A 23,990-nucleotide genomic window follows, 5' to 3' on the forward strand; every position below is an offset into this window, starting at 1 on the left:
GCGCGCCGCTGGTCAGTACACCTGCAGCTCCGCGGCGTGGGCGATGGTCCCGCGGTCCGACCCGGTGGCGCAGTCGGTCGCATTGGCCGGGTCGTTGTCCTGCTCCCCGGCGTAGCCGGCGTAGCCCGTGCACTGGTTCTCCAGGACCACGAACCGGATCGCGGCCGCCTTGGTCGGCGGCACGTCGAAGGACCGCAGCGTCAGGTCGGGCGCGACGGGCCGCGGCACGAGGGCCGGGAACGCGTCCTTGGAGGAGGTGAAGAACCGCTTCCAGGTGGCGTTCGCCGACGAGCAGTCGGCCACGCACGCCTCGAGCGCGAACTGCCGCACCGCGGTGAAGCGCGAGCCCGAGTCGGGGTCGGCCGCGAGCGGGATGTCGGTCGCGGCGGCCGGGGCCGGGTTCAGCAGGGCGCTGACCTGGACGCGGCGGACGCGGTGGACGCCACCGGCGAGGTCGACGGCCACGAAGGGGTGCGAGACGTCGACGTTGTTGGTCGTGATGCCGGCCCAGTTGGTGCCCTCGGTGCCGTCGATCAGCGCACCCGGGTTGAGCGATCCGTCGGTGGAGCCGATCACCTTCGCGCCGCTGCCGGCCAGGTTGCGCGGCGCCTTGACGACGTACGTCGAAGTGCCGGGCCGGACCGTCAGCGTGAAGCGCTTGAAGCCCGAGGTCTTCGAGGCGAACACCATCCGGTAGGTACCGGGGACGAACGAGACCGTGTTGTCGAGCTTGCTCTTGCCGAACGAGTCGGCGACGGGGGTGACCCGGGCCTCGTAGTCACCGACGAAGAGCTTGCCCGCGGACGGGGTCTTGAAGGTCACCGTGCCGTTGGCGGACTTCGGCGAGGCGAAGCTGGGCTTGGGCTGGTCGGAGTCGGGGGTCGACACCGCGCCCTTGCCCATGCCGCGCTTGGCGAAGGCGTCCCACATGACCTTGAGGTCCTTGCCGTAGAAGCGCATCTTGTCGGCGGCGAGCATCGCGTCACGCGCGTCCAGCATCGACGTCGAGCCCTGCTGCAGCAGGAACGAGTCGAAGATCAGCTGCAGCCAGCGGCGGTTGCCCGGGCACTTGTTGGGGCGCACGACGCCCTTGTTGACGCCGCCCTGGGCGCACTTGAGGTTGAGCTCGCGGTTGGTCGAGGAGTAGCCGAGGGCGTTGTACTTCTTCACCAACGCCTGGCGCACCTCGAACTGCGTGCCGTTCCAGACCTCGCCGTCGGCGTGCACCTCCTCGCCCGGACCGTCGAAGGCGATGTCGCTGTAGTTGAGCGGGTTCTTGTCCAGCGCGTAGTCGCGGATGCCGGCCTTCTTGTTGCCGGTCGCGTAGGCGCCGATGACGTAGGGGCTGGTGCCGGTGGAGTAGTGGTGCTCGTACATGTACTCCATGGCGTCCAGGTCGCTCCACGACTCACCCATGGCGCCGCCCTGGTCGGACGTGAGGCCCTGGTCGGGGCCGCCGACCATGCGGTTGGAGATCGCGTGGGTGTACTCGTGGCCCACGACGCTCATGTCGAGGTCGCCGTCGGTGCAGGGGGAGTAGAACGCACCGGCGATGGGCTGGAAGAGGTACTGGTTGGTGATGCCCGGGACGCCGTCCTGGAGGGCGATCTGGTTGGCGTTGTCGCGGCCGAGCGCCGACGGCTGGCCGCCGCTGAGGGCGCCCGCCTGCGCGTTGCCGGTCTCCTGGTCGCCGCCGGTGCCGCCCTTGCCGCGGTTGTCGAGCTGCAGGTTGTAGTTGCGCTCGTTGAAGCCGAGGTAGTAGGCGAAGTCGTGCATCCGGTTGTGCACGGCGAAGAGGTTGGTGACCACGGCGTCGATGTCGTTGCCGCCGGGGTGCAGGTTGGTCGGGTCGCACTTGGAGTTGTTCCACGCGTCGGTGAACGGCGTCGTGTAGTCCCGCATCGGGCTGACCGGCGCCTGCTCGGTGCCGCCCGGGGCGAGCGGGTTCAGCCACGCCTCGTGGGTGTTGGCGTTGTTGCCGTACGTCGTGTTGGAGCTGATGCCCTCGGTGCCGATCGTGTCCCACGGGCCGGGGGCCTGGACGTTGCGCATCGGGCCGGTGGACAGGGTGCAGCCGGTGCCGACGAACCAGCAGCCGATGACCGAGTTGCTCTGGCCGTTGTCGCTGGCCGACCAGTTGAGCTTGGGGTTGGCCGGGAAGAAGCGCCAGCGCGGCTTGAACGACGCGTCGCCGGGGGCCGGGGCCCCCTGGTCGCTGGTGGTGACGAAGCCGGCGTACGGGCCACCGACGGTGACCGGGACGGTGGAGTCGGTGAAGGGGCAGACCTGCGCGGAGTAGATGCCCGCGGGGATGACGTCGGCGGAGTACGTCGCGGCCTCCGGGCTGGTGCCCGTGTCACCGCTGGCGAGCACGTTGCCGGCCGGGTCGAAGATCTTGACGACGATGTCGTCGGACTCCACGACCGCCGAGGCCACGACCGCGATCTGCTTGGTCGCGTTGTCGGTGATCTCGAAGGGGTGCTTGGGGCCGCAGTCGGTGGCGGTGTACTCGCCGTTGAACTGGAAGGCGTCGCTGCTGTTGTCGACCTGGCTCTGCTGGTGCAGCACCCGGCCGGTGCGGGCGTCGACCATCGAGGTGTAGGCGAACGCGGAGCCGCCCTTGACGTCGACGACGTTGGCCTCGAAGACCGGACGGACCGTGCCGTCGGCGAGGGCCAGGGCACGCAGGCGGACCTGCTGCTGCTGGGCGAAGCCGGGGACGCTCAGCCGGGTCCAGCCCGCCGAGACGGTCCGGGTGACGCCGGCGAGGTCGGCGGCGGAGAGGGTGCGGCCGACACCCGCGGCTGCCTTCACCCAGCCCTGCAGCGGCGTCAGCGTGGCCGGCAGGGGAGTGGCGGTGGTCTTGGTGATCGAGGAGGAGACGTAGGCGACGTCGTGGCGGGCGATGCCGACGGTCACCATGCTGTCCAGCGCCGGGGTGAGGCTGCCGAAGCGCTGGCGGAAGAGGACCGCGTCGCCGCCGTCGAGGGCGAGCTTCTGGTCGTTGACCAGGTCGAGGTCGTCGACCTGGCCGGCGGTCATGCCGAACACCGCGGCGTGCGCGCGCAGCCACGAGCGGGCGCCCTGGACGGGGCTTCCGGGGGCCGCGCCGAGCGAGCCGTCGGCCGGCAGGATCGAGCTCGGCGTGCCGAACTGGTTCCACCGCAGGTCGACCGCGCCGAGGCCAGCGGCCGCCTGCTTCTGGGCGAGGGAGGGGAGGGCCGTCCCGCGGGTGTCGACGTCGGCCAGGGTCGGGACGGAGTCGCCGAGCGTCACGACGGAGTCGGGATCGACGTGGGATCGGTCGGCGCTCGAGGGGGTGCCCCCGGCGGCGAGGGCGGGCAGCTGCGTGAGCCCGGGGACCAGGGTGGCGGTCAGCAGGGCCAGGGCGGCCGTCGTACGACGGCTGCGTCGCACGGTGGGACGCAGGGGGTGTCGGGTCATGCCGATCACAACGCCGACCCCCGGTGATCGTTATGCGTACGACGGGGCGAAACGTGATGTTCACGAAAGCCGGAACGTCTTGGATCGTTCCAAGAAAGGCGCTACCGTCGGCGGGTGCGAGCGATTCGACGATTCACCGTCCGTCCCGTCCTGCCCGAGGCGCTGTCCGCCCTCGGCGACCTGGCCGGCAACCTGAGGTGGTCCTGGCACCCGGAGACGCAGGACGTCTTCGAGGCCGTGGACCCCGACCTGTGGGAGTCCACCGGGCGCGACCCGGTGAAGCTCCTCGGCGCCGTCGGACGGGCCCGGCTCGACGAGCTGGCGGCCGACGCCACCTTCCTGGAGATGCTGCGCGTCGCCCGCGCCGACCTGGAGGCCTACCTCACGGGTGACCGCTGGTTCCAGCGCAAGGAGGCCGGATCTGGTCCCCGCGCCATCGGCTACTTCTCCCCGGAGTTCGGCATCACCGCGGTGCTGCCGCAGTACTCCGGCGGACTCGGCATCCTCGCCGGAGACCACCTCAAGGCCGCCAGCGACCTCGGCGTGCCGATCGTCGGCGTCGGGCTGCTCTACCGCCACGGCTACTTCAAGCAGGCGCTCTCCCGCGAGGGCTGGCAGCAGGAGACCTACCCCGTCCTGGACCCCGACGGGCTGCCGATCTCGCTGCTCCGCGAGGAGAACGGCGAGCGCGCGCTCATCACCATCGCGCTGCCCGGTGGACCAGACCTGTTGGCCCGGATCTTCGTGGCCAACGTCGGCCGGGTGCCGCTGCTGCTGCTCGACACCGACGTCGAGGGCAACCCCGACCACTACCGCGACGTGACCGACCGCCTCTACGGCGGCAACTCCGAGCACCGGCTGCGCCAGGAGATGCTGCTCGGCATCGGCGGCGTGCGGGCGCTGCGCGCCTACTCCCGGATCACCGGCCATCCGGCGCCCGAGGTCTTCCACACCAACGAGGGCCACGCCGGCTTCCTCGGCCTCGAGCGGATCCGTGAGCTCACCGTCGCCGAGACCGGCCCGCGCCTGGACTTCGACACCGCGCTCGAGGTCAGCCGCGCCTCCACCGTCTTCACCACCCACACCCCGGTGCCCGCCGGCATCGACCGCTTCCCCAAGACCCTCGTCGAGCAGTACTTCTCCGACGCCGGCCCGCTCCCGGGCGTGCCGATCGAGCGGATCCTTTCCCTCGGCACCGAGGACTACGAGGGTGGCGACGCCACCGTCTTCAACATGGCCGTGATGGGCTTCCGCCTCGCCCAGCGCGCCAACGGCGTCTCCCAGCTGCACGGCCACGTCAGCCGCGGGATGTTCAACGGCCTCTGGCCGGCCTTCGACGAGGCCGAGGTCCCGATCAGCTCCATCACCAACGGCGTGCACGCGCCCACGTGGGTGGCGCGCGAGATGTTCGACCTCGCGGCCGCCGAGGGTGCCGACCGTGACTCCGACGACGCCGAGGCCTTCTGGGCCGCGGCCGACAAGGTCTCCGGGGCGGCGATCTGGTCGACCAAGCGCGAGCTGCGCCAGCGGCTCGTCGTCGACGCGCGCAAGCGGCTGGCCAAGTCGTGGGAGAAGCGCGGCGCGGCCCGGGCCGAGCTGGGCTGGATCGACACCGCGCTGGACCCCGGCGTGCTGACCATCGGCTTCGCGCGCCGTGCGGCGTCGTACAAGCGCCTGACGCTGATGATGCGCGACCCCGAGCGCCTCAAGCGCCTGCTGCTGCACCCCGACCGTCCTGTCCAGCTGGTCATCGCCGGCAAGGCGCACCCGGCCGACGACGGCGGCAAGAAGCTGATCCAGGACATCGTCCGGCTCTCCGACGACCCCGAGATCCGGCACCGCATCGTCTTCCTGCCCAACTACGACATCGCGATGGCGCAGCCGCTCTACCCCGGCTGCGACGTGTGGCTCAACAACCCGCTGCGTCCCTACGAGGCCTGCGGCACGTCCGGGATGAAGGCCGCGCTCAACGGCGGCCTCAACCTCTCCGTCCTCGACGGCTGGTGGGACGAGTGGTACGACGGCAGCAACGGCTGGGCCATCCCGACCGCCGACGGCGTCGACGACATCGACCACCGCGACGACCTCGAGGCCACCGCGCTCTACGACCTCATCGAGAACGAGGTCGCGCCGCGCTTCTACGACCTCGACGCCGACGGTGTCCCGACCCGCTGGGTCGAGATGCTGCGGCACACGCTGAAGTCGCTCGGCCCGAAGGTGCTGGCCACCCGGATGGTCCGCGACTACGTGCGCCAGCTCTACAGCCCGGCCGCCGGCAACGCCCGCCTGCTCAACTCCGACTACGCCGGCGCCGCCGAGCTCGCCGCGTGGAAGAAGCGCGTGCGCGCAGGATGGCCCGCCGTCCGGGTCGAGCACGTCGAGAGCAGCGGCGTCACCGACGCCCCCGAGGTGGGTGACGTGCTGTCCGCGCGCGCCTTCGTCGGCCTGGGCGACCTGACCCCTGCCGACGTCGACGTCCAGCTGGTCCACGGCGTGATCAACTCCGAGGACGACCTGGTCGACACCCGGATCGAGACGCTCACCGTGGCCGAGTCCTACGAGGGCGGCCGGCACCGGTTCGACGGCAGCGTCGTCCTGGACCACTCCGGTGCGTTCGGCTACACCGTCCGGGTCGTGCCCCACAACGACCTGCTGACCTCGTCGGCCGAGCTCGGGATCGTCGCGCTGCCCTGACCCGACGCCCGCTCGCACGACACGAAGGCCGGTCCGCACCACTCCTGGTGCGGACCGGCCTTCGCCGTACGACGGGTCAGCTGACGTTGTCGACGAACTCCGTGGTGTAGGTCTTCGACAGGTCGATGTCGTCCTTCTTGGCCTTCACCACGTCGGAGAAGGTGCCGAGCACGTCGAGCACGGTCTCGGGGCCGCCCTCGGGCATCCGGCCGTCGGTGGTGAACATCGGCGAGGAGTCGCCGATCGCCTTCTCGTAGAGCGCCGGGTCGCCGCCGTTGTAGTCGGTGGGCATCTCGGCCGCGATGTCAGCTGCGGTGTGCGAGCCGATCCACCTCATCGTGTGCGCGAACGCGTTGACCAGCTTCTGCACGGTCTTGGGGTTCTCGTCCACGTACGCGCAGTCCATGTACATCGACGCCGCCGGGTAGAGGCCGCCGAGCGCCGCCTTGGTGCCCTCCTCGGTGCGCATGTCGATCAGCACCTTGCCCAGGCCCTTGGACACCACGGTCGCGATCGTCGGGTCGGTGGTCATGCCGGCGTCGATGCCACCGTTCGACAGGGCGGCGAGGAACGTCGAGCCTGCACCGGCCGTGACGGTGGTGTAGTCGGAGGTTTCGATGCCGTTCTTGGTGGAGAGGTACTGCGTCAGGTAGTCGGTCGACGATCCCGGGGACGTGACGCCGAGCTTCTTGCCCGAGAAGTCCGCCGCTCCGCCCAGCGAGGAGGCGGCCGACGTCGAGACCACCTCGGCCTCGCCGGGGACCTTCGCGAGCTGCACCACGCTCTCGATGCACTTGCCCTGCGCCTGCAGGGTGATCGTGTGGTCGTAGAAGCCGACCACGCCCTGGACCTTGCCGGCCACGAGGACGTTCTCGGCGGTCGCTCCCGACGGCTCGGTGAGCAGCTTCACGTCGACGCCCTCGTCGTCGAAGTAGCCGAGCTTCTCGGTCAGCATCGCCGGCAGGTAGATCACCTTGTCGATGCCGCCGACCATGATCGTGACGGTCGGGCGGCCGCTGGCGGCGTCGCCGTGCTCGGCGCTGGAGCTGTTGCTGCGGCAGGCGGCCAGTGAGCTGGCCGCGACCAGGGAGACGAGGGCCACGGAGACCCGGCGGGCGGTGTTCTTGCGCATGGTGGAGCGCTCCTTCCCGGGCGGTGCCCGGTGGATGGGTGGGTGAGGGTGGGTCAGGGAGGCGTCAGAGCCCGGAGGCCTGGCCGCTGGCCGGCGGCCGCCACGAGGTCAGCCGGACCTCGAGCTGGGTGATCAGCCACTCGGCGACGAGGGCGAGCACGGTCGTGATGAGCATCCCGGCGTAGATGCCGGCGGCGTCGAAGTTGCCCTGGGAGTGGTTGATGAGCAGGCCGAGGCCCTGGTCGGCCCCGGTGTACTCGCCGACGATCGCGCCGATCAGCGCGAAGCCGAAGGCCACGTGCATGCTGGCGAGGATCCACGAGGTCGCGCTGGGCAGGATCACCGACCGCATCAGGTCCCAGCGGCTCGCGCCCAGGATCCGGGCGTTGTCCACGAGCACCTTGTCGACCTCGCGGGCGCCCTGGAAGGCGTTGAAGAAGACCGCGAAGAAGACCAGCACGAACGCCGTGGCGACCTTCGAGGACATCCCGAGCCCGAACCAGATCACGAACAGCGAGGCCAGGACGATGCGCGGGATGGCGTTGGCGCCCTTGATGAACGGCGCGAGCACGTCCGCGACGAACCGGCTGCGGCCGAGCACGACGCCCAGGACGACGCCGGCGAGGGTGCCCAGGGCGAAGCCGAGCACGGCTTCCTCGAGGGTCACCGCGATGTTGGCCCAGATCGAGCCCTGCGAGGTGCCGTCGGTGAACCAGATGACGAGCTTGTCCCAGATCTGGCTGGGCATCGAGTAGTAGAAGGGGTCGATCACCGTGCGGGCGGTGATCTCCCACGAGCCGAGCCACACGACGATCAGGGCGGCGCGGACGGCGTGGGTCGCCCACGACTGCGACGTACGACGCCGCCGCGGGCGACGGGTGGCCGCGGGCGCGGCCGGGGCGGTGGTGGTCCGGTGTTGGACCGGGGTGTCAAGCGACACGGGAGGCTCCTCTCGCACGGGTGATCTCGACTTCCTCGCGGAGGCTGTCCCAGACCTGCTTGTAGAGCTCGATGAACTCGGGGGTCAGCCGGATCTCCTCGACCTTCCGCGGCCTCAGGAGGTCGATGGTGACGACGTCCTTCACGGTGGCCGGACCGGCGGTCATCACGACCACGCGGTCGGCCAGGCTGATGGCCTCGGTGAGGTCGTGGGTGACGAAGACGCAAGCGGCGCCGGTGCCGGACCACAGCCGCAGGAGCTCGTCCTGCATGAGCTCGCGGGTCTGGACGTCCAGGGCGCCGAAGGGCTCGTCGAGCAGGAGGAGGGACGGCTCGGTGATCAGCGTCTGGGCCATCGCGACCCGCTTGCGCATGCCCCCGGAGAGCTGGTGGGGGTAGCGGTCCTCGAAGCCCGCCAGGCCGACCCGCTCGATCCAGTCGCGGGCCCGCTCGTTGGCGGCGGCCTTCGAGGCGCCGCGGTAGCGAAGCCCGAGCGCGACGTTGTCGAGCACGTTCTTCCAGGGCAGGACCGCGTCGGCCTGGAACATGTAGCCCACGCCGTCGGGGATGCCGGCGACCGGGGCGCCGTGCACGCGGACCGTCCCCGCCGAGGCCGGCTCGAGGCCGGAGACGAGGGAGAGGGTCGTGGACTTGCCGCAGCCGGTCGGCCCGACGATGGAGACGAACTCGCCGGCGGCGACGTCGAGGGTGACGTCGCGCAGGGCGGTGAACGGGTCTCCGCTCTTGGTCGCGAAGCGCTTGGTGGCGTCCCGCAGCGAGATCGCCGCCGGGCCCGCGCCGGGCGATCGATGGGGTGTGGTCTGGGTCATGGCAGAGGACCGTAGGAGCGAGTGACGACCGTCACCAGCCTTGCGCCGGTTGTGGGCGATCACCGCACAAGTCGCGTTCTGCGCGTTGTGCTCACGCCGCCTCGGCGACCGTTCCCGGGCCCTACAGTGACCGGGTGCGCTGGCCCCTTCGACGTCCCTTCCGAGGGCACCGCCTGGCGCTCAGCACCCAGGCGGTGGTGGCGCTCGCGCTGCTGCTGACCTTCGTCGTGCTGGTCTCGCTGGCCACCTCGGCGGCGGTGCTGCGCAACGACCTGGAGAAGCAGTACGAGCAGCGGGCGCTCGCGATCGCGCGGGCGATGGCCTCCGAGCCTGGCCTCGCCGGGATGGTCACCTCGGGCACCCCCGACCCCGACGGACCCGTGCAGGACGTGGCCGAGCGGATGCGGCTCGGCACGGGCGCGCTGTACGTCGTCGTCACCGACGCCCGCGGGATCCGCTACAGCCACCCGACGCTCGCCAACATCGGCAAGCCGGTCAGCACCAGTCCCGAGGAGGCGCTCGGTGGCCGGGAGGTCGTGGCCATCGAGCAGGGCACGCTCGGCTACTCCGCGCGCGGCAAGGTGCCCCTGCGCAACGAGGCCGGCGACGTCGTGGGCGAGGTCAGCGTCGGCATCGCGATCTCCGAGCTCGACGCGGAGACCCGCAAGCTGGTGATCCTCCTCGGCCTGGTCGCGCTCCCGCCGCTGGCCCTGGGCATCGCCGGTGCCGTCCTGCTGGCGCGCCGACTCCGTCGTACGACGCTCGGCCTGGAGCCCGAGGAGATGGCCGACCTGGTCCGGGAGCACGCGGCCGTCCTGGGTGGCGTCCGGGACGCCGTCCTCGCCGTCGATCCCCGCGGGCGGGTGACCGTGAGCAACCCCGAGGCGACCCGGCTGCTGGGCCGCGACCTCTCACGAGGTACGTCGATCGCCGACACCGGGCTCGGTCCTGAGGTGCTCGGGCTCTTCGCCGAGCAGCCCGCCCCGGCCGGCGCCCTGCGCGTGATTGGCGGCCGTGTCGTGCTGGCCACCCGCCTGGTCGTGCAGCGCGAGGGCCGCGACCTCGGCACGGTGCTGATCCTGCGGGACCGCACCGACCTCGACGAGCTGGCCCGCGAGCTGGAGGCGACCCGGGCGCTGACCGACGCGCTCCGTGCGCAGGCCCACGAGCACTCCAACCGGTTGCACACCCTGACCGGGCTGCTGCACCACGGGGACGTCGAGGAGGCGGGGGAGTACCTCTCCTCGCTGAGCCAGCAGGGCACCTGGGTCTCCGGCGTCGACGACCCCTACCTCGCCGGTCTCCTCGCCGCGAAGTCCGCCGCCGCGTCGGAGGCGGGGGTGACGTTGCGGGTCTCGGAGTCCACCTGGCTCGAGGACCGGCTGTCCCACCCGCTCGACACCGTCACCGTCGTGGCCAACCTGCTCGACAACGGGATCCGGGCCGCTGCCGAGGGCGCCCGGGAGCCGCGCTGGGTCGAGGTGACGCTGCTCGGCGACGGCGTCGACCTCCTCGTCCACGTCGTCGACAGCGGCGAGGGCGTGCCGGCCGAGCACGTCGAGCAGGTCTTCGACCACGGCTTCACCACCCGCGACGCGGAGCCTGGAGGCGCCCCGGGCCACGGCATCGGGCTGGCGCTGGCCCGGCACACGGCCCGCGCCCACGGCGGGGACGTGCGTATCGTCGAGGCCGGCGGTGAGGACCACGGCGCGGTCTTCGAGGCCCGGCTGGTGCGGGTGCTGACCGGCGCCCGGGAGAGGCAGGGGTGATGAACCCGATCCGGGTGCTGGTGGTCGACGACGACTTCCGCGTCGCGCAGCTCCACGCGTCGTACGTCGCCGCGGCGGAGGGCTTCGAGGTCGTCGGCCTCGCGCACACCGCCGCCGACGCGGTCAGGCTGGCAGGGGAGCTCGCGCCGCACCTGGTGCTGCTCGACGAGTACCTCCCCGACGCCAACGGCTCCTCGATCATCCGCGACCTGCCCGCGGCGGTGCTCATGGTCAGCGCCGCCGAGGACTCCGCGGTGGTGCGTCGCGCGCTCGCGGGCGGCGCGGTCAACTACGTGCTCAAGCCGTTCCCTCCCTCGGTCCTGGTCGAGCGGCTGGTGGCGTTCGGGCGCTTCTGGAGGCAGCTCGGTGGGGGAGCCCACCTCGACCAGACCGCCGTCGACCGGGCGCTGCAGACGCTCCGGATGGCCGACTCCCCGGTCGCCACGGCCCGCAAGGGCCGCTCGCCCGTCACGTCCGTGGCCATCACCGACGCGCTGCGGTCGGCCGGTGACGCGCTCACGGCCGTCGAGGTCGCCGAGGCCACAGGCGTATCGCGGGCCACCGCGCAGCGCTACCTGTCCGACCTGGCCCGCGACGGGCACGTCCGGCTGACCCTGCGCTACGGCTCGACCGGGCGTCCCGAGCACTGCTTCGAGTGGCTGGGCGCTCCCCCGACCTGACGCCTAGGTCTGCCGCAGCACCAGCAGCGAGCGGCTGCCCAGCATCAACCGGTCGCCGGCCTTGACCGGCGTGCCGATCGGCAGCTTGAAGTCTGTCGACAGCACGACCTCGCCGGCCTGCACCCAGTCGTTCTCCGGCAGCTCGATCCGCACGGGCCGGGCGCCGGCGTTGAGGTAGATCATGAAGGACTTGTCGACCTGCTGCTCCCCGCGCGGACCGGGGGAGCGCAGGGGCGCGCCGGAGACGAACATCGCGACCACGGTCATCGACTCGTCGTGCCAGTCGTCGCCGGTCATCTCGCGCCCGGACGGGTGCAGCCACGCGAGGTCCTTCGGGCCGCCCCGGATCGCCGGGCGTCCCTCGAACCAGTGCCGCTGCCGCAGGGCCGGGTGCTCGCGCCGCAGCCGCAGCGCCTGCTTGGTGATGTCGTAGACGTCGAGCCACGCGTCGTCGGTTGACCAGTCGATCCAGGACGTCTCGTTGTCCTGGCAGTAGGCGTTGTTGTTGCCGCCCTGGGTCCGGCCGCGCTCGTCGCCGGCGGTGATCATCGGGACCCCGTTGGACAGGCACAGCGACGCCATCAGGTTGGCGGCCTGCCGCCGGCGCAGCGCCACGATGCCGTCGTCGTCGGTCTCACCCTCGACACCGTGGTTCCACGACCGGTTGTTGTCGGTGCCGTCACGGTTGTCCTCGCCGTTGGCCTCGTTGTGCTTGTGGTCGTAGGAGACCAGGTCGCGCAGGGTGAAGCCGTCGTGGGCGGTCACGAAGTTCACCGAGTTGTACGCCGACCGCCCGTCGTCGGCGTACAGGTCCGACGACCCGGCGAGCCGGGTCGCGACCGTGCGGATGCCCGAGGAGTGGCCACGCCAGAAGTCGCGGATCGTGTCGCGGTACTGGTCGTTCCACTCCACCCACGGCGGCGGCATCCGGCCCACGAGGTAGCCGTCCATGGACGCGTCCCACGCCTCGGCGACGAGCTTCACGTGGCGCAGGATCGGGTCCTGGCCGATCGCGACGAGCAGCGCGCACTGCATGTCGATGTCGTAGCCGGTGCGGGTCAGCGCCGACATCAGGTCGAAGCGGAAGCCGTCGACGTGCATCTCGGTCACCCAGTAGCGCAGCGAGTCGAGGATCATCCGCAGCGCCAGCGGGTTGGAGGAGTCGACCGTGTTGCCGCAGCCGGTGACGTCCCAGTAGGTGTCGTTGAAGGCCAGCAGCGTCGTCTTCTTGTCGCGCTCGGGCTGCACCCGGCGGTAGAACCCGCGGTCGTCCAGCCCGCGGAACGACAGCGTCGGGCCCAGCGGACCGGCCTCGGCGGTGTGGTTGTAGACCACGTCGAGGATGACCTCGAGCCCGGCGTCGTGGAAGGCCTTGACCATCTGCTTGAACTCCGTCACCTGCCCGCCCCGGTCGCCGGACGCGGCGTACTCGTGGTGCGGGGCGAAGTAGCCGATGGAGTTGTAGCCCCAGTAGTTCGAGGTCCAGCGGTGCGTCAGCGGCGGCTCGGACACGAACTGGTGGACCGGCAGGAGCTCGACCGCCGTCACGCCGAGGTCGCGGAGGTAGTCGATGACCGCGGGCGTCGCGAGGCCGGCGTACGTGCCCCGGAGCTCGTGGGGCACCCGGTCGTGCAGGGCGGTCATCCCCTTGACGTGCATCTCGTAGATGACGGTGTCGCGCCACCGCCGGTGCATCGGGGTGTCGCCGCCCCAGTCGAAGGTGTCGTCCTCGACCACGACGCTGCGGGGGACGTAGGGTGCGGAGTCCTCGAGGTTGCGCTCCTCGGGGCTGCCCTGGACGTAGCCGAAGACGGCCGGCTCGGGGGTGAGCGCCCCGGAGATCGCACGGGCGTAGGGGTCGAGCAGCAGCTTGTGGGGGTTGAAGCGCAGCCCCTCGGACGGCTGCCACGGCCCCGCGACCCGGTAGCCGTAGCGCGTGCCGGGACGCACCCCGGGGATCGCGCCGTGCCAGATGCCCAGCGACCGCTCGGTGAGCTGGTGGCGGGTCTCGACGTCGTCCTCGTCGAAGAGGCAGACCCAGGCCTGGGTGCCCGCGGGCGCGTAGACCGCGAAGTTCGTCGACTCCTCGCTCCAGGTCGAGCCGAGCGGGTAGTTGCGGCCTGGCCACACCTTGGCCGTCTGGCCCGGGTGGCTCCAGATTCCGGGGGTCACCAGACGCATTGTCCACGACTTCCGGGGGTGACGGCAGAATGCCCACCGGGGCGCCGGCAACCGAGGGCGCCCGACCAAGACCAGAGCAGGACCAGAGCAGGACCCGAACAGGAAGTGAATCGACACCATGGGTGAGTTCGTCAGACTGGAAGTAGCCGACGGCGTGGGCACCATCCGCCTGGACCGGCCGAAGATGAACGCACTCAACGTGCAGGTGCAGGAGGAGATCCGGGCGGCGGCCGCCGAGGCCACCGACCGCGACGACGTCAAGGCCGTGGTCGTCTACGGCGGGGAGCGGGTCTTCGCGGCCGGCGCCGACGTCAAGGAGATGAACGACATGTCCTACACGGACATGGTCAAGCGCTCCGGCGGCCTGCAGTCGGCCTTCACCGCGGTCGCGCGCATCCCCAAGCCGGTCGTCGCCGCGATCACCGGCTACGCGCTGGGCGGCGGGTGCGAGCTGGCGCTGTGCGCCGACGTCCGCTTCGCCGCCGACGACGCAACGCTCGGCCAGCCGGAGATCCTGCTCGGCATCATCCCGGGCGCCGGCGGCACCCAGCGGCTGACCCGCCTGGTCGGCCCGAGCACCGCCAAGGACCTCATCTTCACCGGCCGCTTCGTCAAGGCCGACGAGGCGCTGGCCATCGGCCTGGTCGACAAGGTGTTCCCGGCCGCCGACGTCTACGCCGAGGCGCTCGCCTGGGCCGGGCAGTTCTCGACGGCAGCGACGTACGCCGTCCGCGCGGCCAAGGAGAGCATCGACCGCGGCATCGAGACCGACCTCGAGACCGGTCTCGAGATCGAGCGCCAGCAGTTCGCGGCGCTGTTCGCGACGGAGGACCGGGCCATCGGCATGGGCTCCTTCGTCGAGAACGGCCCCGGCAAGGCCGAGTTCAGGGGACGATGATGAAGAGGAGGTCCGAGGTGGCGGTGAGCTCGGTGACGAAGGTCCGGACGCAGGTGGCCCGGGTCGTGTGGCTGCTGTTCGCGCTGGCGGCGCTGTTCCTGGCCGTCGGCGCGTTGCTGGTCGCCCTGGACGCCAACGCGGGCAACTCGCTGGTGAAGTTCGTGATCGACACGGCCGATCGGGTCGACCTGGGCGTCTTCTCCCGCCAGGACGGCATCAAGCACTTCACCGGCCAGGACGCCACGACCAAGAACGCCCTCTTCAACTGGGGCCTGGGCGCCGTCGCCTGGCTGGTCGTCGGCCGGATCGTCGAGCGGGTCATCCGGCCGTAGGCCGGGGGCGTGCGAGGGGGGCCGTGTGACCTTCTCGACGCTGTGACGGTTCCCACCGCGAGACGCCGTGACGCGACATCTACGCCCCGGTAACCTCGCGACCACGATCGAGTGCCACCACGAGCGCACAGGAGGGGCCGTCAAGGCCACACCACCATGAACATTGTTGTCTGCGTGAAGTACGTTCCCGACGCGACTGCCGACCGGCAGTTCGAGTCGGACAACACCGTTGACCGAGTCGGCGTCGACGGCCTGCTCTCCGAGCTGGACGAGTACGCCGTCGAGCAGGCCCTCCAGATCAAGGAGAAGGCCGGCGACGACACCGAGGTGACCGCTGTCTGCATCGGGCCCGAGAAGGCCCTGGACGCGGTCCGCAAGGCACTCCAGATGGGTGCGGACAAGGGCATCCACGTCTCCGACGAGGCGATCGCCGGCTCCGACGCCATCGCGACCTCGCTGGTGCTGGCCAAGGCCGTCGAGAAGGCCGGCCCCGCCGACCTGATCGTCTGCGGCATGGCCTCGACCGACGGCGGGATGAGCGTGGTGCCGGCGATGCTGGCCGAGCGTCTCGGCCTGCCGCAGGTCACCTTCGCCTCGGTCATCGAGACCCAGGGCGACCAGGTCCGCATCAAGCGTGACGGCGACACCGCGACCGAGGTCATCGGCGGCACCATGCCGCTGGTCCTCTCGGTCACCGACCAGACCGGCGAGGCCCGCTATCCCTCCTTCAAGGGGATCATGGCGGCCAAGAAGAAGCCGCTGGAGACCTGGTCGCTGGCCGACCTGGGTGTCGACGCCGGTGACGTCGGCCTGTCGGTCGCCTGGACCGAGGTCGAGGAGACCACGGCCCGGCCGCCGCGCACCGCCGGCGAGATCGTCACCGACGAGGACGGCTCGGGTGCCACGGCGCTGACCGAGTTCCTCGCCGCCAAGAAGTTCATCTGAGGACCGGGAGAGAGATAGAGATGTCTGAAGTTCTCGTTCTCGTCGACCACGTCGACGGAGCCGTCCGCAAGCCCACCCTCGAGCTGCTCGCCATCGCCAAGCGCCTCGGTGAGCCGTCCGCGGTCTTCATCGGCGACGCCGGCAAGACCGCCGAGGTCGCCGAGAAGCTCAAGGCCTACGGTGCCGAGAAGATCTACGCCGTCGAGGACAGCCAGATCAAGGGCTACCTCGTCGCGCCGAAGGCCGAGGCGCTGCAGCAGCTGGTCGCCAAGACCTCGCCCGCTGCCGTGCTGATCGTGTCCTCCTACGAGGGCAAGGAGATCGCCGGTCGTCTCGCGATCAAGCTCGAGTCGGGCCTGATCACCGACGCCGTCGACGTCCAGGCCGGAGATGACAAGGGCCCGGTGACCACGCAGAGCGTGTTTGCCGGCAACTTCACGGTGACCGCGAAGGTCACCAAGGGCACGCCGATCATCACCGTGAAGCCCAACGCCGCCACGCCCGAGGAGTCCGCGGGCGCCGGCACGGTCGAGGAGTTCACGGCCGAGATCTCCGACGCCGCCAAGACCGCGCAGATCGTGGCCTCCCAGCCGCGCAAGGCGACTGGTCGTCCCGAGCTCACCGAGGCCGCCATCGTGGTCTCCGGTGGTCGTGGCACCGGCGGCAACTTCGAGCCCATCGAGGGTCTCGCGGACGCGCTCGGCGCGGCCGTGGGTGCCTCGCGTGCGGCCGTCGACTCGGGCTGGATGCCGCACAGCTTCCAGGTCGGCCAGACCGGCAAGACGGTCTCGCCGCAGCTCTACGTCGCCAACGGCATCTCCGGTGCGATCCAGCACCGCGCCGGCATGCAGACCTCGAAGACGATCGTCGCGGTCAACAAGGACGACGAGGCCCCGATCTTCGAGCTCGTCGACTTCGGTGTCGTGGGTGACCTCCACACGGTCCTCCCCGCCGCCACCGAGGAGATCAACAAGCGCAAGGGCTGAGTCCAGCCCACGTCGTACGACGGCCCGTCCGGATCATCCGGGCGGGCCGTCGGCATGTCGAATCGGTACATCTGGACACATGAGTCGGTACTTGTGGCCACCCAGGCCCGCGGCGATGGTCAGAACTCCCGATTGGAGTGGTCACAAATCCCGATTCGACCTCCGAGGGGGTCAGAAGGCTCCCGCGCCGTTGGGGGTCCCGAGCCCGGTCGGCCCGTCCCAGCCGGACCGTGCGGTGCACCACTGGGTCGTGGGGCAGCTGCCGTTGGTGCCCGCGGTGACGTCGAACAGGCTGCCCGCGTGGCCGTAGGGGATCGCGTTCGCGTAACCCGCGGTATTGCCGGAGAGCGCGTAGACCGCCGCGATGATCGGGGCGGACTCGCTGGTGCCGCCGAACTGGCCCCAGGTCGAGCCGTTCCTGCTGGTGGGGTAGTAGACCGCCAGGCCACCCTTGCCCGGGTCCGCGGCGGCGGCCACGTCGGCCATCGCCCGCCGCGTGCAGCCGGTGTCGAACGTCGAGGCAGCCGCGATCGCCGCGTTGTACGACGAGCAGCCCGAGCCCGCGCCGCTCCAGACGCTCTCGGACCAGCCGCGGGCGCTGGAGTCCTTGACCAGCGAGGTGCCGCCGACGGCGGTGACGTAGGACGAGGACGCGGGGTAGCTGCCGCCCTGGTAGCCGTTGTCGCCGGTCGAGGCGGTCACCGCGATGCCCGGGTGGTTGTAGTAGGCGCCGTACGTCGCGTCCGCAGCGTCGCCGCCGCCGTAGCTGTTCGAGATCGCCACCACGCCCGGCTGGTTGGACGCCGTGACGACGGCGGCGCCGAGGTTGGCGAAGGAGTTCGTCCTGGCCTGCACCACGAGGATCTTGCAGTCGGGGCAGGCCGCCGAGACCGCGTCGACGTCGAGCGCCTGCTCCTGCGCCCAGCCGACGTCGAGGCGCGGGAGGGCCGTGCCGCCGGTCTGGTCGATGATGCGCAGGCAGCCGTTGGCACGCGTGCAGGGCGGGAGGCCGAACTGGCTGCGGTAGGTCGCCAGGTCCCGCTCGAGGTTGGGGTAGCCGAAGGCGTCGACGATCGCGACGGTGCGACCACCGGAGGTGAGGCCGGTGAGCTTGTAGGCCTCCTTGAGCTCGGCCGGGTCCAGGCCGCTGGCCGGCGGCGAGGTCGACGCCGGGTAGGCGCCCTTGCTGTCCACGAGGACCTTGGCGTGGCAGTTCGCCTCACCCTTGGCGAGGGTCGCGGTGCACACGCGCACGGCGTGCAGGCGCGGGCCGTGGCCGGGCGTCGCCGTGGCGGAGGCGGCGGACAGGGCGCCGAGCCCCGACGCCACGAGGAGGAGGGCCGCGGCTCCGGCGGCTCGGGTCGTCCAGGGCTTGCTCACGTGGTGCTCCTCCGGTCGTCGTCCCGGGTCAGGCAGGAGTGCCCGCCGACACGGGTCTGGAACCTGCAACTGTGAGCCGCCCGCGGGCGGAAGTGAATACCGCGACCGGGCGATGCGGGAACGTCCCGGACGTGCGCTGGCGTCGGCACGCCTGCCGGCCGGGGCGCCGTACGACGTGTCCGTGCCCGCGCCTGGACTGGTCGTCCAGACCGCCCCTAGTCGACCGGAGGCCCCTGGTCGTACGTCGGCTCGACGACCAGCCCGACCTGCGGGACGGTGACGGTGCGGGCGCCGGGCTTGCCGCCGATCACGACCTCGCGGAACGAGGTGTTGTTGGTGGTGTCCGACTCGACGAGCCGACCGTCGGGGTTGGCGATCACCGCGACGTAGTACGTGCCGTTGGGCAGGCCCTTGAGGTCGAAGGACTGGCCGGCGCGGAACTGGCCGTAGGTGTCGCCCCAGCCCGACGCGAGCACCTCGCGGATCGACAGCGAGCCCAGGTCGCCGCAGGCGGTGGAGAGGTCGGTGTTCTCGGGGTTCCAGCTGGCGCCGGGCACGGTCTGGTCGACGGCGTCGGTGTTGGCCAGGCAGAAGGCCTCCTTGCGGGACCGGACCGCCTCGGTGTGGTCGGCGCGCAGCAGCACGTAGCGGGCGAAGTCCTCGAAGTGCCAGTGCTGGTGGGTCGGGCGCGGGTCCCAGTGCATCTGCCCGACCTGCTGGTAGCCGGTCTGGTTGCCGTTGGCGTCGAAGAAGTACTGGTAGGCGTCCATCAGGTCCTCGCCCTCGCGGCGGAACCCGTCCACGACGAGCGGGCTGTCACCGCCGTTCCACACGGTCGCGGAGAAGTTCAGGTAGTTGCCGTTGCGCGCCATCTGGATGCCCCACGCGGGCAGCGCGCGCAGGTCGGGCGTCGGGCCGGCCAGCTGGCCGCCGGTCGCGCCGGTCGGGCGGTGCGCCGCGGGCCGCGCGGTGGGGGAGACCCGGCGAGCGACGGCGGGCGCGTCGCCGTTCTCCACGGTCAGGGCGATCGTGCGGGTGGCGGTGTCGCCGGTGAGCCCGAGCGGGCCGGCGTACGCCGGGTTGATCGTCGCGGTGACGGTGTAGCTCCCCGGGGCGAGCTTCAGCGGCCGCTCCTGCTGGAGGAACGGCGCCGCCCAGCCGGCCTGGATGCCCTGCACCGAGCCGAGGGAGTAGGGGTTGTACCAGCAGCCACGGGGGTACGGCGACCGCGGCGGCGCGTCCGGCCGCACCCGCTCGGACCACCCGTTGAGGCAGGCCTTGCGGTTGACCGAGCGGGCCGGGTCGCCGTTGGCCGGGGTGATGGTGAGCGTGACGAACCGCCGGATGCTGTTGAAGTCCTTCATCGCCCCGTCGGGCAGCGCCACGTCGCCGGAGGGGCCGCGCCACACGGTGTGGATCAGCTGGTCGTAGGCGGGTCGGGTCGACCACAGCTCGAAGGGAGCGTCGCCCGCGATCAGCTTCAGTCCGAGGTCGGTGTAGGCGTGCTTGTCGTAGGCCGTGACCGTGAGGGTGGCAGGCGCCCACAGGGTGACCGCCGGGGCGGGCTCGGCCGCGGGAGCGGCGGCGGCCGAGCCCGACCCGAGGCTTGCGGCGGCCAGCCCGAGCGCGGCGACGACAACGGTGACGAGGGGAGTGCGGCGACGGGGGTGCACGGGCGTGTCCTTCACGGAGGAGTGGCGAGCCCCGAGTGGGTTCGGCTGAGCGTAGGACGCGCGAACGGCCCGGTCGGTTGCCTGCCGGCCGAGACACGCGGGGGACTGGCCCGGCCGGGTGATTACGCTCGCGGCATGAGCACCCAGCAGGACGTCCTGGACGCGGCCGCCCGGGCCCGTGCTGCGAGCCACGGGCTGGCGCTCGCGACGCGGGCACGGAAGGACGCCGCCCTGCTGGCGATGGCCGACGCGCTGCTCGCCGCCGAGGCCGACCTGCTCGCGGCCAACGCGGAGGACGTGGCCCGCGCCGAGGCCGGTGGCACCCCGCCCAACATCGTCGACCGGCTGCGCCTCACCCCAGACCGGCTGGCAGGCATGGCCCAGGGCCTGCGCGACGTGGCCGGCCTTCCCGACCCCGTCGGCGAGGTCGTCCGCGGCTCCACGCTGGCCAACGGCCTCGAGCTCCGCCAGGTCCGGGTGCCGTTCGGCGTGGTCGGGATGATCTACGAGGCCCGCCCCAACGTGACCGCCGACGCCGCCGGCATCTGCCTGAAGTCCGGCAACGCGGTGCTCCTCCGCGGCAGCTCCAGCGCCCGGTCCAGCAACGCCGCGATCGTGGCCGTCCTGCGCGACGCCGCCGCCGGCCAGGGCCTCGACGCCGACGTGGTCCAGCTCGTCCCCGGGGACTCCCACGACTCGGTCAAGGCGCTGATGCGCGCCCGCGGCCTCGTCGACGTGCTGATCCCGCGCGGCGGCGCCTCCCTGATCCGCAGCGTCGTGGAGGAGTCGACGGTGCCCGTGATCGAGACCGGCGTCGGCAACTGCCACGTCTACGTCGACCGCGCCGCCGACCTCGACAAGGCCCTCGCGGTCGTCCTCAACGCCAAGACCCACCGCACGAGCGTCTGCAACGCGGCCGAGTCGCTGCTCGTGCACGCGGAGGTGGCCGACGCGTTCCTGCCGCGGGTGGTGGCGGCCCTGCAGGAGGCCGGCGTCACCGTCCACGGCGACGACTCCTTTGCGGCGTACGACGGCGTTCTGGCCGCCACGGACGAGGACTACGCCCAGGAGTACCTCTCCCTCGACATCTCGGCCCGCGTCGTGCCCGACCTCGACGCGGCGATCGCGCACATCCGGCGCTTCTCCAGCCAGCACTCCGACGCGATCCTCACCGAGGACCAGGCGGCCGCCCGCCGGTTCGTGGCCGAGGTCGACTCGGCCGCCGTGCTCGTCAACGCCTCGACGCGCTTCACCGACGGTGGGGAGTTCGGCTTCGGCGCCGAGATCGGGATCAGCACCCAGAAGCTGCACGCGCGCGGCCCCATGGGGCTGCCCGAGATGACCTCGACCAAGTACGTCGTGACCGGCGACGGCCACGTGCGCTGAGCGTGACGGGGCCCGGTAGGCTGTCCCGCATGAATCACTGGGTTGTGGGCGCGATCGCCCTGGGCATCCTCACCTTCCTCATGGCCGGGCTCCTCATGTTCGGCGCGGGGCGCGAGCACAGCTGAGCACGCCAGCGCGCCGCGTCGGGGTCATGGGCGGCACCTTCGACCCCATCCACCACGGCCACCTCGTGGCGGCCTCGGAGGTGCAGGCGTGGTTCGACCTCGACGAGGTCGTCTTCGTCCCCACGGGTGACCCGTGGCAGAAGTCCGACCGCGAGGTCTCGCCCGCCGAGGACCGCTACCTGATGACGGTCATCGCGACCGCGTCCAACCCGCGGTTCAACGTGTCCCGGGTCGACATCGACCGCGAGGGACCGACGTACACCATCGACACGCTGCGCGACCTCAAGGCCGCGATGCCGGACGCCGAGCTGTACTTCATCACCGGCGCGGACGCGCTCGCCGACATCTTCACCTGGCGCAACGCCGAGGAGCTCTTCGCGCTCGCGCAGTTCGTCGGCTGCACCAGACCCGGCTACACGATGGATCCCGCGACGCTTGGGTCGATCCCGGCCGAGCGTGTGACCATGGTCGAGATCCCCGCGCTGGCGATCTCGTCGACCGACTGTCGCGAGCGCAAGCGCCGCGGCGAACCCGTCTGGTACCTCGTGCCCGACGGCGTGGTCCAGTACCTCGCCAAGCACGACCTGTACCCCCAGAAGTCCGACCAGTCCGGAGACCCACACGCATGACCGCCACCGACCACGCCCTCGAGCTCGTGCACGCCGCCGCCCGCGCGGCGTCGGAGAAGCTCGCCCAGCAGATCATCGCCTTCGACGTGAGCGAGCAGCTCGCGATCACCGACGCGTTCGTGCTGGCCTCGGCCACCAACGACCGTCAGGTCAAGGCGATCGTCGACGAGGTGGAGGACAAGCTCCGCGAGATCGGCGCCAAGCCGATCCGTCGTGAGGGCGAGCGCGACGGGCGCTGGGTGCTCATCGACTACGGCGAGATCGTCGTGCACGTCCAGCACGAGGAGGAGCGCCAGTTCTACGCCCTCGAGCGGCTGTGGCGCGACTGCCCGGCCATCGAGCTGCCCGCCGACGTGGTGTCCCACCAGCGCTGATCCGATGAACGGACGCCGCCTCGTCCTGCTCCGTCACGGGCAGACCGCGTGGAACCTCGAGGGCCGCGCCCAGGGCCACACCGATGTCTCCCTCGACGAGACCGGCCACGCGCAGGCCGCCGCGGCGGCGCCGTACCTCGGCGGCTACGGCGCGGTCGCGCTGTGGTCCAGCGACCTGCGGCGGGCGCGCCAGACGGCGTCGTACGTCGAGCTGGCCACCGGTCTGGTGGCCCGCACCGACCCGCGGCTGCGTGAGTTCGACGTGGGGGAGCGGTCCGGGCTGACCGTGGCGGAGTTCGCCTCGCGCTTCCCCGAGGCGCACGCCCTGTGGTCCGCCGGCCACGTCACCGGCCACGTGCCGGGGGCGGAGTCCGTCGCGGACGTGCAGGCGCGGATGGTGCCCGCCCTGATGGAGAAGCTCGAGGAGCTCGGCACGGGGGAGACCGGCATCGTGGTCTCGCACGGCGCCGCCATCAACGTCGCCGTCCTGAGGATCCTCGGCGTGCCCGCGGACGCCGACGGCGACCTGATGCCCATGGAGAACTGCGGCTGGGCCACGCTGACCGAGCACCGCAGCGGCCGGTTGCGGTTGTCGTCGTACAACGAGACGGTCCACACCGGTCTGCTGCCCCCGGAGGGGACCCCCGATTTCACATCGGATGCCCCTTCTGGCTAGTATTCCTGCTCGTTGCCGACGCGGAGACGCGAAGGAAACAGTTGGGGCTGTGGCGCAGCTGGTAGCGCATCTGCATGGCATGCAGAGGGTCAGGGGTTCGAGTCCCCTCAGCTCCACAAATGGGAATCGGCCCGGTCAGAGCGCAGAGCGCTCGGACCGGGCCGTTCGCATTTGTGCCCGAGTCGAGCCGTCCGTTCTGCTCGGAGGAGCGCAGCGGGGGAGGGCCGAAGCGACGGCTCGGCGATCCCCGCGTGCGCACCGCAACCCCAGCGAACGTCAGGCGCGGCCGGCGAGCAGATCAGCCCGGCGTCACCATCCCGACCACCGTGCCGACGATACTGAAGCTCGTGCCGTCCGGCGCCGTGGCGCCGCCGGAGAAGCTGCAGCTGGTCGTGGCAGCCGGGTTCTTCGCCGAGCTCCCCTTGCTGGCGGGCGGGGAGGTCTCCTGGTCGAGGATGTGGCCCTGCGCGTCCTTCACGGTGAACGTGATCGCGCCGAACGAGACCGGGATGAGCACGGCGTTGCTGCCCAGGTCGTGCGCGGGCGTGAAGTTGCCGTTGCCGTTGGAGACACCCGTGTAGGTGTGGCCGTTGTTGCAGACGATCTGCAGCGGAAGTGAGTTCTTCGCGTTCACCGGGTCCGCACTGGCGACACCTGCCGAGGTGGCGACCAGCGTGGCGGCCGCAAAGCCCACGGCCGCGAGTCGTGTCTTGAGCATGTCCATGTCCTCCGTATCAGCTCCACGAGATGCCGCTACGCGAGGGGACTCGGGTGCGGCGCAACGACCCTCAGCATGTGACGGGCAGAGGCCCGGCGATACATCTGAAGTGGGTAACCCGGTGGGGCGGGTCCCGACAGGACCACGACCGAGACGAGGGCACGTCACGTGGACCGACGGACGTAACGGCATCGGCGGC

General features: G+C 71.2%; 19 protein-coding genes and 1 tRNA gene. 12 read left to right on the forward strand and 8 right to left on the reverse strand.

Going from position 1 to position 23,990, the window contains the following annotated elements; all coding sequences use genetic code 11:
• Positions 1-12: 12 nt before the first annotated feature.
• Positions 13-3,444 (reverse strand): M36 family metallopeptidase, encoded by a 3,432-nt coding sequence (locus EJF31_RS01895; RefSeq protein ID WP_125035406.1) that lies wholly within the window; start codon positions 3,442-3,444, stop codon positions 13-15.
• 114 nt (positions 3,445-3,558) lie between these two features.
• Here EJF31_RS01895 and glgP point away from each other — a divergent pair, with 114 nt between their 5' ends.
• On the forward strand, positions 3,559-6,138 hold the full coding sequence (gene glgP / locus EJF31_RS01900; protein WP_125035407.1) for an alpha-glucan family phosphorylase: 2,580 nt from the start codon (positions 3,559-3,561) through the stop codon (positions 6,136-6,138).
• A gap of 76 nt (positions 6,139-6,214) precedes the next feature.
• Here the strand turns inward: glgP and EJF31_RS01905 are convergent, their stop codons facing one another.
• The 3 genes from EJF31_RS01905 to EJF31_RS01915 all read right to left on the reverse strand — a co-directional run bounded on the left by EJF31_RS01905 (position 6,215) and on the right by EJF31_RS01915 (position 9,039).
• Entirely contained in the window at positions 6,215-7,270 is a 1,056-nt protein-coding gene (locus EJF31_RS01905) for an ABC transporter substrate-binding protein (RefSeq protein ID WP_125035408.1), read from the reverse strand.
• Positions 7,271-7,334: 64 nt separating this feature from the next.
• Positions 7,335-8,210 carry an ABC transporter permease gene (locus EJF31_RS01910; RefSeq protein ID WP_221767419.1) on the reverse strand — a complete coding sequence of 292 codons (876 nt, stop codon included), beginning with the start codon at positions 8,208-8,210 and terminating at the stop codon, positions 7,335-7,337.
• On the reverse strand, positions 8,200-9,039 hold the full coding sequence (locus EJF31_RS01915) for an ABC transporter ATP-binding protein (RefSeq protein ID WP_125035409.1): 840 nt from the start codon (positions 9,037-9,039) through the stop codon (positions 8,200-8,202). The genes EJF31_RS01910 and EJF31_RS01915 overlap by 11 nt, the downstream gene beginning before the upstream one ends.
• A gap of 134 nt (positions 9,040-9,173) precedes the next feature.
• On the opposite strand from EJF31_RS01915, the gene EJF31_RS01920 reads away from it, so the two are divergent.
• Together EJF31_RS01920 and EJF31_RS01925 are read left to right on the forward strand one after the other, a co-directional pair.
• Complete coding sequence (locus EJF31_RS01920) at positions 9,174-10,808, forward strand: sensor histidine kinase (protein WP_221767420.1); 1,635 nt, start codon at positions 9,174-9,176, stop codon at positions 10,806-10,808.
• Positions 10,808-11,488: a response regulator gene (locus EJF31_RS01925; protein WP_125035410.1), complete on the forward strand. Its 681-nt coding sequence runs from the start codon at positions 10,808-10,810 to the stop codon at positions 11,486-11,488. Before EJF31_RS01920 ends, EJF31_RS01925 begins: the two co-directional genes overlap by 1 nt.
• A gap of 3 nt (positions 11,489-11,491) precedes the next feature.
• Here EJF31_RS01925 and glgX read toward each other — a convergent pair whose 3' ends face one another.
• Positions 11,492-13,660 (reverse strand): glycogen debranching protein GlgX, encoded by a 2,169-nt coding sequence (gene glgX, locus EJF31_RS01930; RefSeq protein WP_125035411.1) that lies wholly within the window; start codon positions 13,658-13,660, stop codon positions 11,492-11,494.
• Between the two features lie 127 nt (positions 13,661-13,787).
• On the opposite strand from glgX, the gene EJF31_RS01935 reads away from it, so the two are divergent.
• The 4 genes from EJF31_RS01935 (at position 13,788) to EJF31_RS01950 (ending at position 16,830) form a co-directional block, all read left to right on the forward strand.
• Entirely contained in the window at positions 13,788-14,567 is a 780-nt protein-coding gene (locus tag EJF31_RS01935; protein WP_125035412.1) for an enoyl-CoA hydratase/isomerase family protein, read from the forward strand.
• The gene (locus tag EJF31_RS01940; protein ID WP_125035413.1) at positions 14,567-14,899 is read left to right on the forward strand and encodes a hypothetical protein; all 333 of its coding nucleotides are present in this window, start codon (positions 14,567-14,569) and stop codon (positions 14,897-14,899) included. Before EJF31_RS01935 ends, EJF31_RS01940 begins: the two co-directional genes overlap by 1 nt.
• A 156-nt stretch (positions 14,900-15,055) precedes the next feature.
• Positions 15,056-15,844: an electron transfer flavoprotein subunit beta/FixA family protein gene (locus tag EJF31_RS01945; RefSeq protein WP_125035414.1), complete on the forward strand. Its 789-nt coding sequence runs from the start codon at positions 15,056-15,058 to the stop codon at positions 15,842-15,844.
• A 20-nt stretch (positions 15,845-15,864) separates the two neighbouring features.
• Complete coding sequence (locus EJF31_RS01950) at positions 15,865-16,830, forward strand: electron transfer flavoprotein subunit alpha/FixB family protein (RefSeq protein ID WP_125035415.1); 966 nt, start codon at positions 15,865-15,867, stop codon at positions 16,828-16,830.
• Positions 16,831-17,001: 171 nt separating this feature from the next.
• Here EJF31_RS01950 and EJF31_RS01955 read toward each other — a convergent pair whose 3' ends face one another.
• Together EJF31_RS01955 and EJF31_RS01960 are read right to left on the reverse strand one after the other, a co-directional pair.
• Positions 17,002-18,210 (reverse strand): peptidase S8, encoded by a 1,209-nt coding sequence (locus EJF31_RS01955; protein WP_125035416.1) that lies wholly within the window; start codon positions 18,208-18,210, stop codon positions 17,002-17,004.
• A 215-nt stretch (positions 18,211-18,425) separates the two neighbouring features.
• Positions 18,426-19,883, reverse strand: a complete 1,458-nt coding sequence (locus EJF31_RS01960; RefSeq protein WP_125035417.1) for a lysyl oxidase family protein — start codon at positions 19,881-19,883, stop codon at positions 18,426-18,428.
• A gap of 135 nt (positions 19,884-20,018) precedes the next feature.
• Between EJF31_RS01960 and EJF31_RS01965 the strand changes: the two genes are divergently transcribed.
• The 5 genes from EJF31_RS01965 (at position 20,019) to EJF31_RS01985 (ending at position 23,189) form a co-directional block, all read left to right on the forward strand.
• Entirely contained in the window at positions 20,019-21,269 is a 1,251-nt protein-coding gene (locus tag EJF31_RS01965; RefSeq protein ID WP_125035418.1) for a glutamate-5-semialdehyde dehydrogenase, read from the forward strand.
• A gap of 121 nt (positions 21,270-21,390) precedes the next feature.
• Positions 21,391-22,023 (forward strand): nicotinate-nucleotide adenylyltransferase, encoded by a 633-nt coding sequence (nadD, locus tag EJF31_RS01970; RefSeq protein ID WP_125035419.1) that lies wholly within the window; start codon positions 21,391-21,393, stop codon positions 22,021-22,023.
• Positions 22,020-22,397 (forward strand): ribosome silencing factor, encoded by a 378-nt coding sequence (gene rsfS / locus EJF31_RS01975; RefSeq protein ID WP_125035420.1) that lies wholly within the window; start codon positions 22,020-22,022, stop codon positions 22,395-22,397. Before nadD ends, rsfS begins: the two co-directional genes overlap by 4 nt.
• A 4-nt stretch (positions 22,398-22,401) precedes the next feature.
• The gene (locus tag EJF31_RS01980; RefSeq protein ID WP_125035421.1) at positions 22,402-23,073 is read left to right on the forward strand and encodes a histidine phosphatase family protein; all 672 of its coding nucleotides are present in this window, start codon (positions 22,402-22,404) and stop codon (positions 23,071-23,073) included.
• 43 nt (positions 23,074-23,116) lie between these two features.
• A tRNA-Ala gene (locus EJF31_RS01985) sits at positions 23,117-23,189 on the forward strand.
• Between the two features lie 182 nt (positions 23,190-23,371).
• Here EJF31_RS01985 and EJF31_RS01990 read toward each other — a convergent pair.
• On the reverse strand, positions 23,372-23,791 hold the full coding sequence (locus EJF31_RS01990) for a hypothetical protein (RefSeq protein ID WP_125035422.1): 420 nt from the start codon (positions 23,789-23,791) through the stop codon (positions 23,372-23,374).
• Between the last annotated feature and the right edge of the window lie 199 nt (positions 23,792-23,990).

It is taken from the genome of Nocardioides sp. LS1, assembly GCF_003865225.1.
Classification (GTDB): domain Bacteria; phylum Actinomycetota; class Actinomycetes; order Propionibacteriales; family Nocardioidaceae; genus Nocardioides; species Nocardioides ginsengisegetis.

Bases quoted from the DNA above. Each gene is read 5' to 3' on its own strand.
- rsfS (WP_125035420.1), top strand. From the start codon at position 22,020: ATGACCGCCACCGACCACGCCCTCGAGCTCGTGCACGCCGCCGCCCGC.
- EJF31_RS01965 (WP_125035418.1), top strand. From the start codon at position 20,019: ATGAGCACCCAGCAGGACGTCCTGGACGCGGCCGCCCGGGCCCGTGCT.
- EJF31_RS01980 (WP_125035421.1), top strand. From the start codon at position 22,402: ATGAACGGACGCCGCCTCGTCCTGCTCCGTCACGGGCAGACCGCGTGG.
- EJF31_RS01950 (WP_125035415.1), top strand. From the start codon at position 15,865: ATGTCTGAAGTTCTCGTTCTCGTCGACCACGTCGACGGAGCCGTCCGC.
- EJF31_RS01990 (WP_125035422.1), bottom strand. From the start codon at position 23,791: ATGCTCAAGACACGACTCGCGGCCGTGGGCTTTGCGGCCGCCACGCTG.
- EJF31_RS01940 (WP_125035413.1), top strand. From the start codon at position 14,567: ATGAAGAGGAGGTCCGAGGTGGCGGTGAGCTCGGTGACGAAGGTCCGG.
- EJF31_RS01895 (WP_125035406.1), bottom strand. From the start codon at position 3,444: ATGACCCGACACCCCCTGCGTCCCACCGTGCGACGCAGCCGTCGTACG.
- EJF31_RS01915 (WP_125035409.1), bottom strand. From the start codon at position 9,039: ATGACCCAGACCACACCCCATCGATCGCCCGGCGCGGGCCCGGCGGCG.
- EJF31_RS01935 (WP_125035412.1), top strand. From the start codon at position 13,788: ATGGGTGAGTTCGTCAGACTGGAAGTAGCCGACGGCGTGGGCACCATC.
- EJF31_RS01945 (WP_125035414.1), top strand. From the start codon at position 15,056: ATGAACATTGTTGTCTGCGTGAAGTACGTTCCCGACGCGACTGCCGAC.
- EJF31_RS01925 (WP_125035410.1), top strand. From the start codon at position 10,808: ATGAACCCGATCCGGGTGCTGGTGGTCGACGACGACTTCCGCGTCGCG.
- EJF31_RS01905 (WP_125035408.1), bottom strand. From the start codon at position 7,270: ATGCGCAAGAACACCGCCCGCCGGGTCTCCGTGGCCCTCGTCTCCCTG.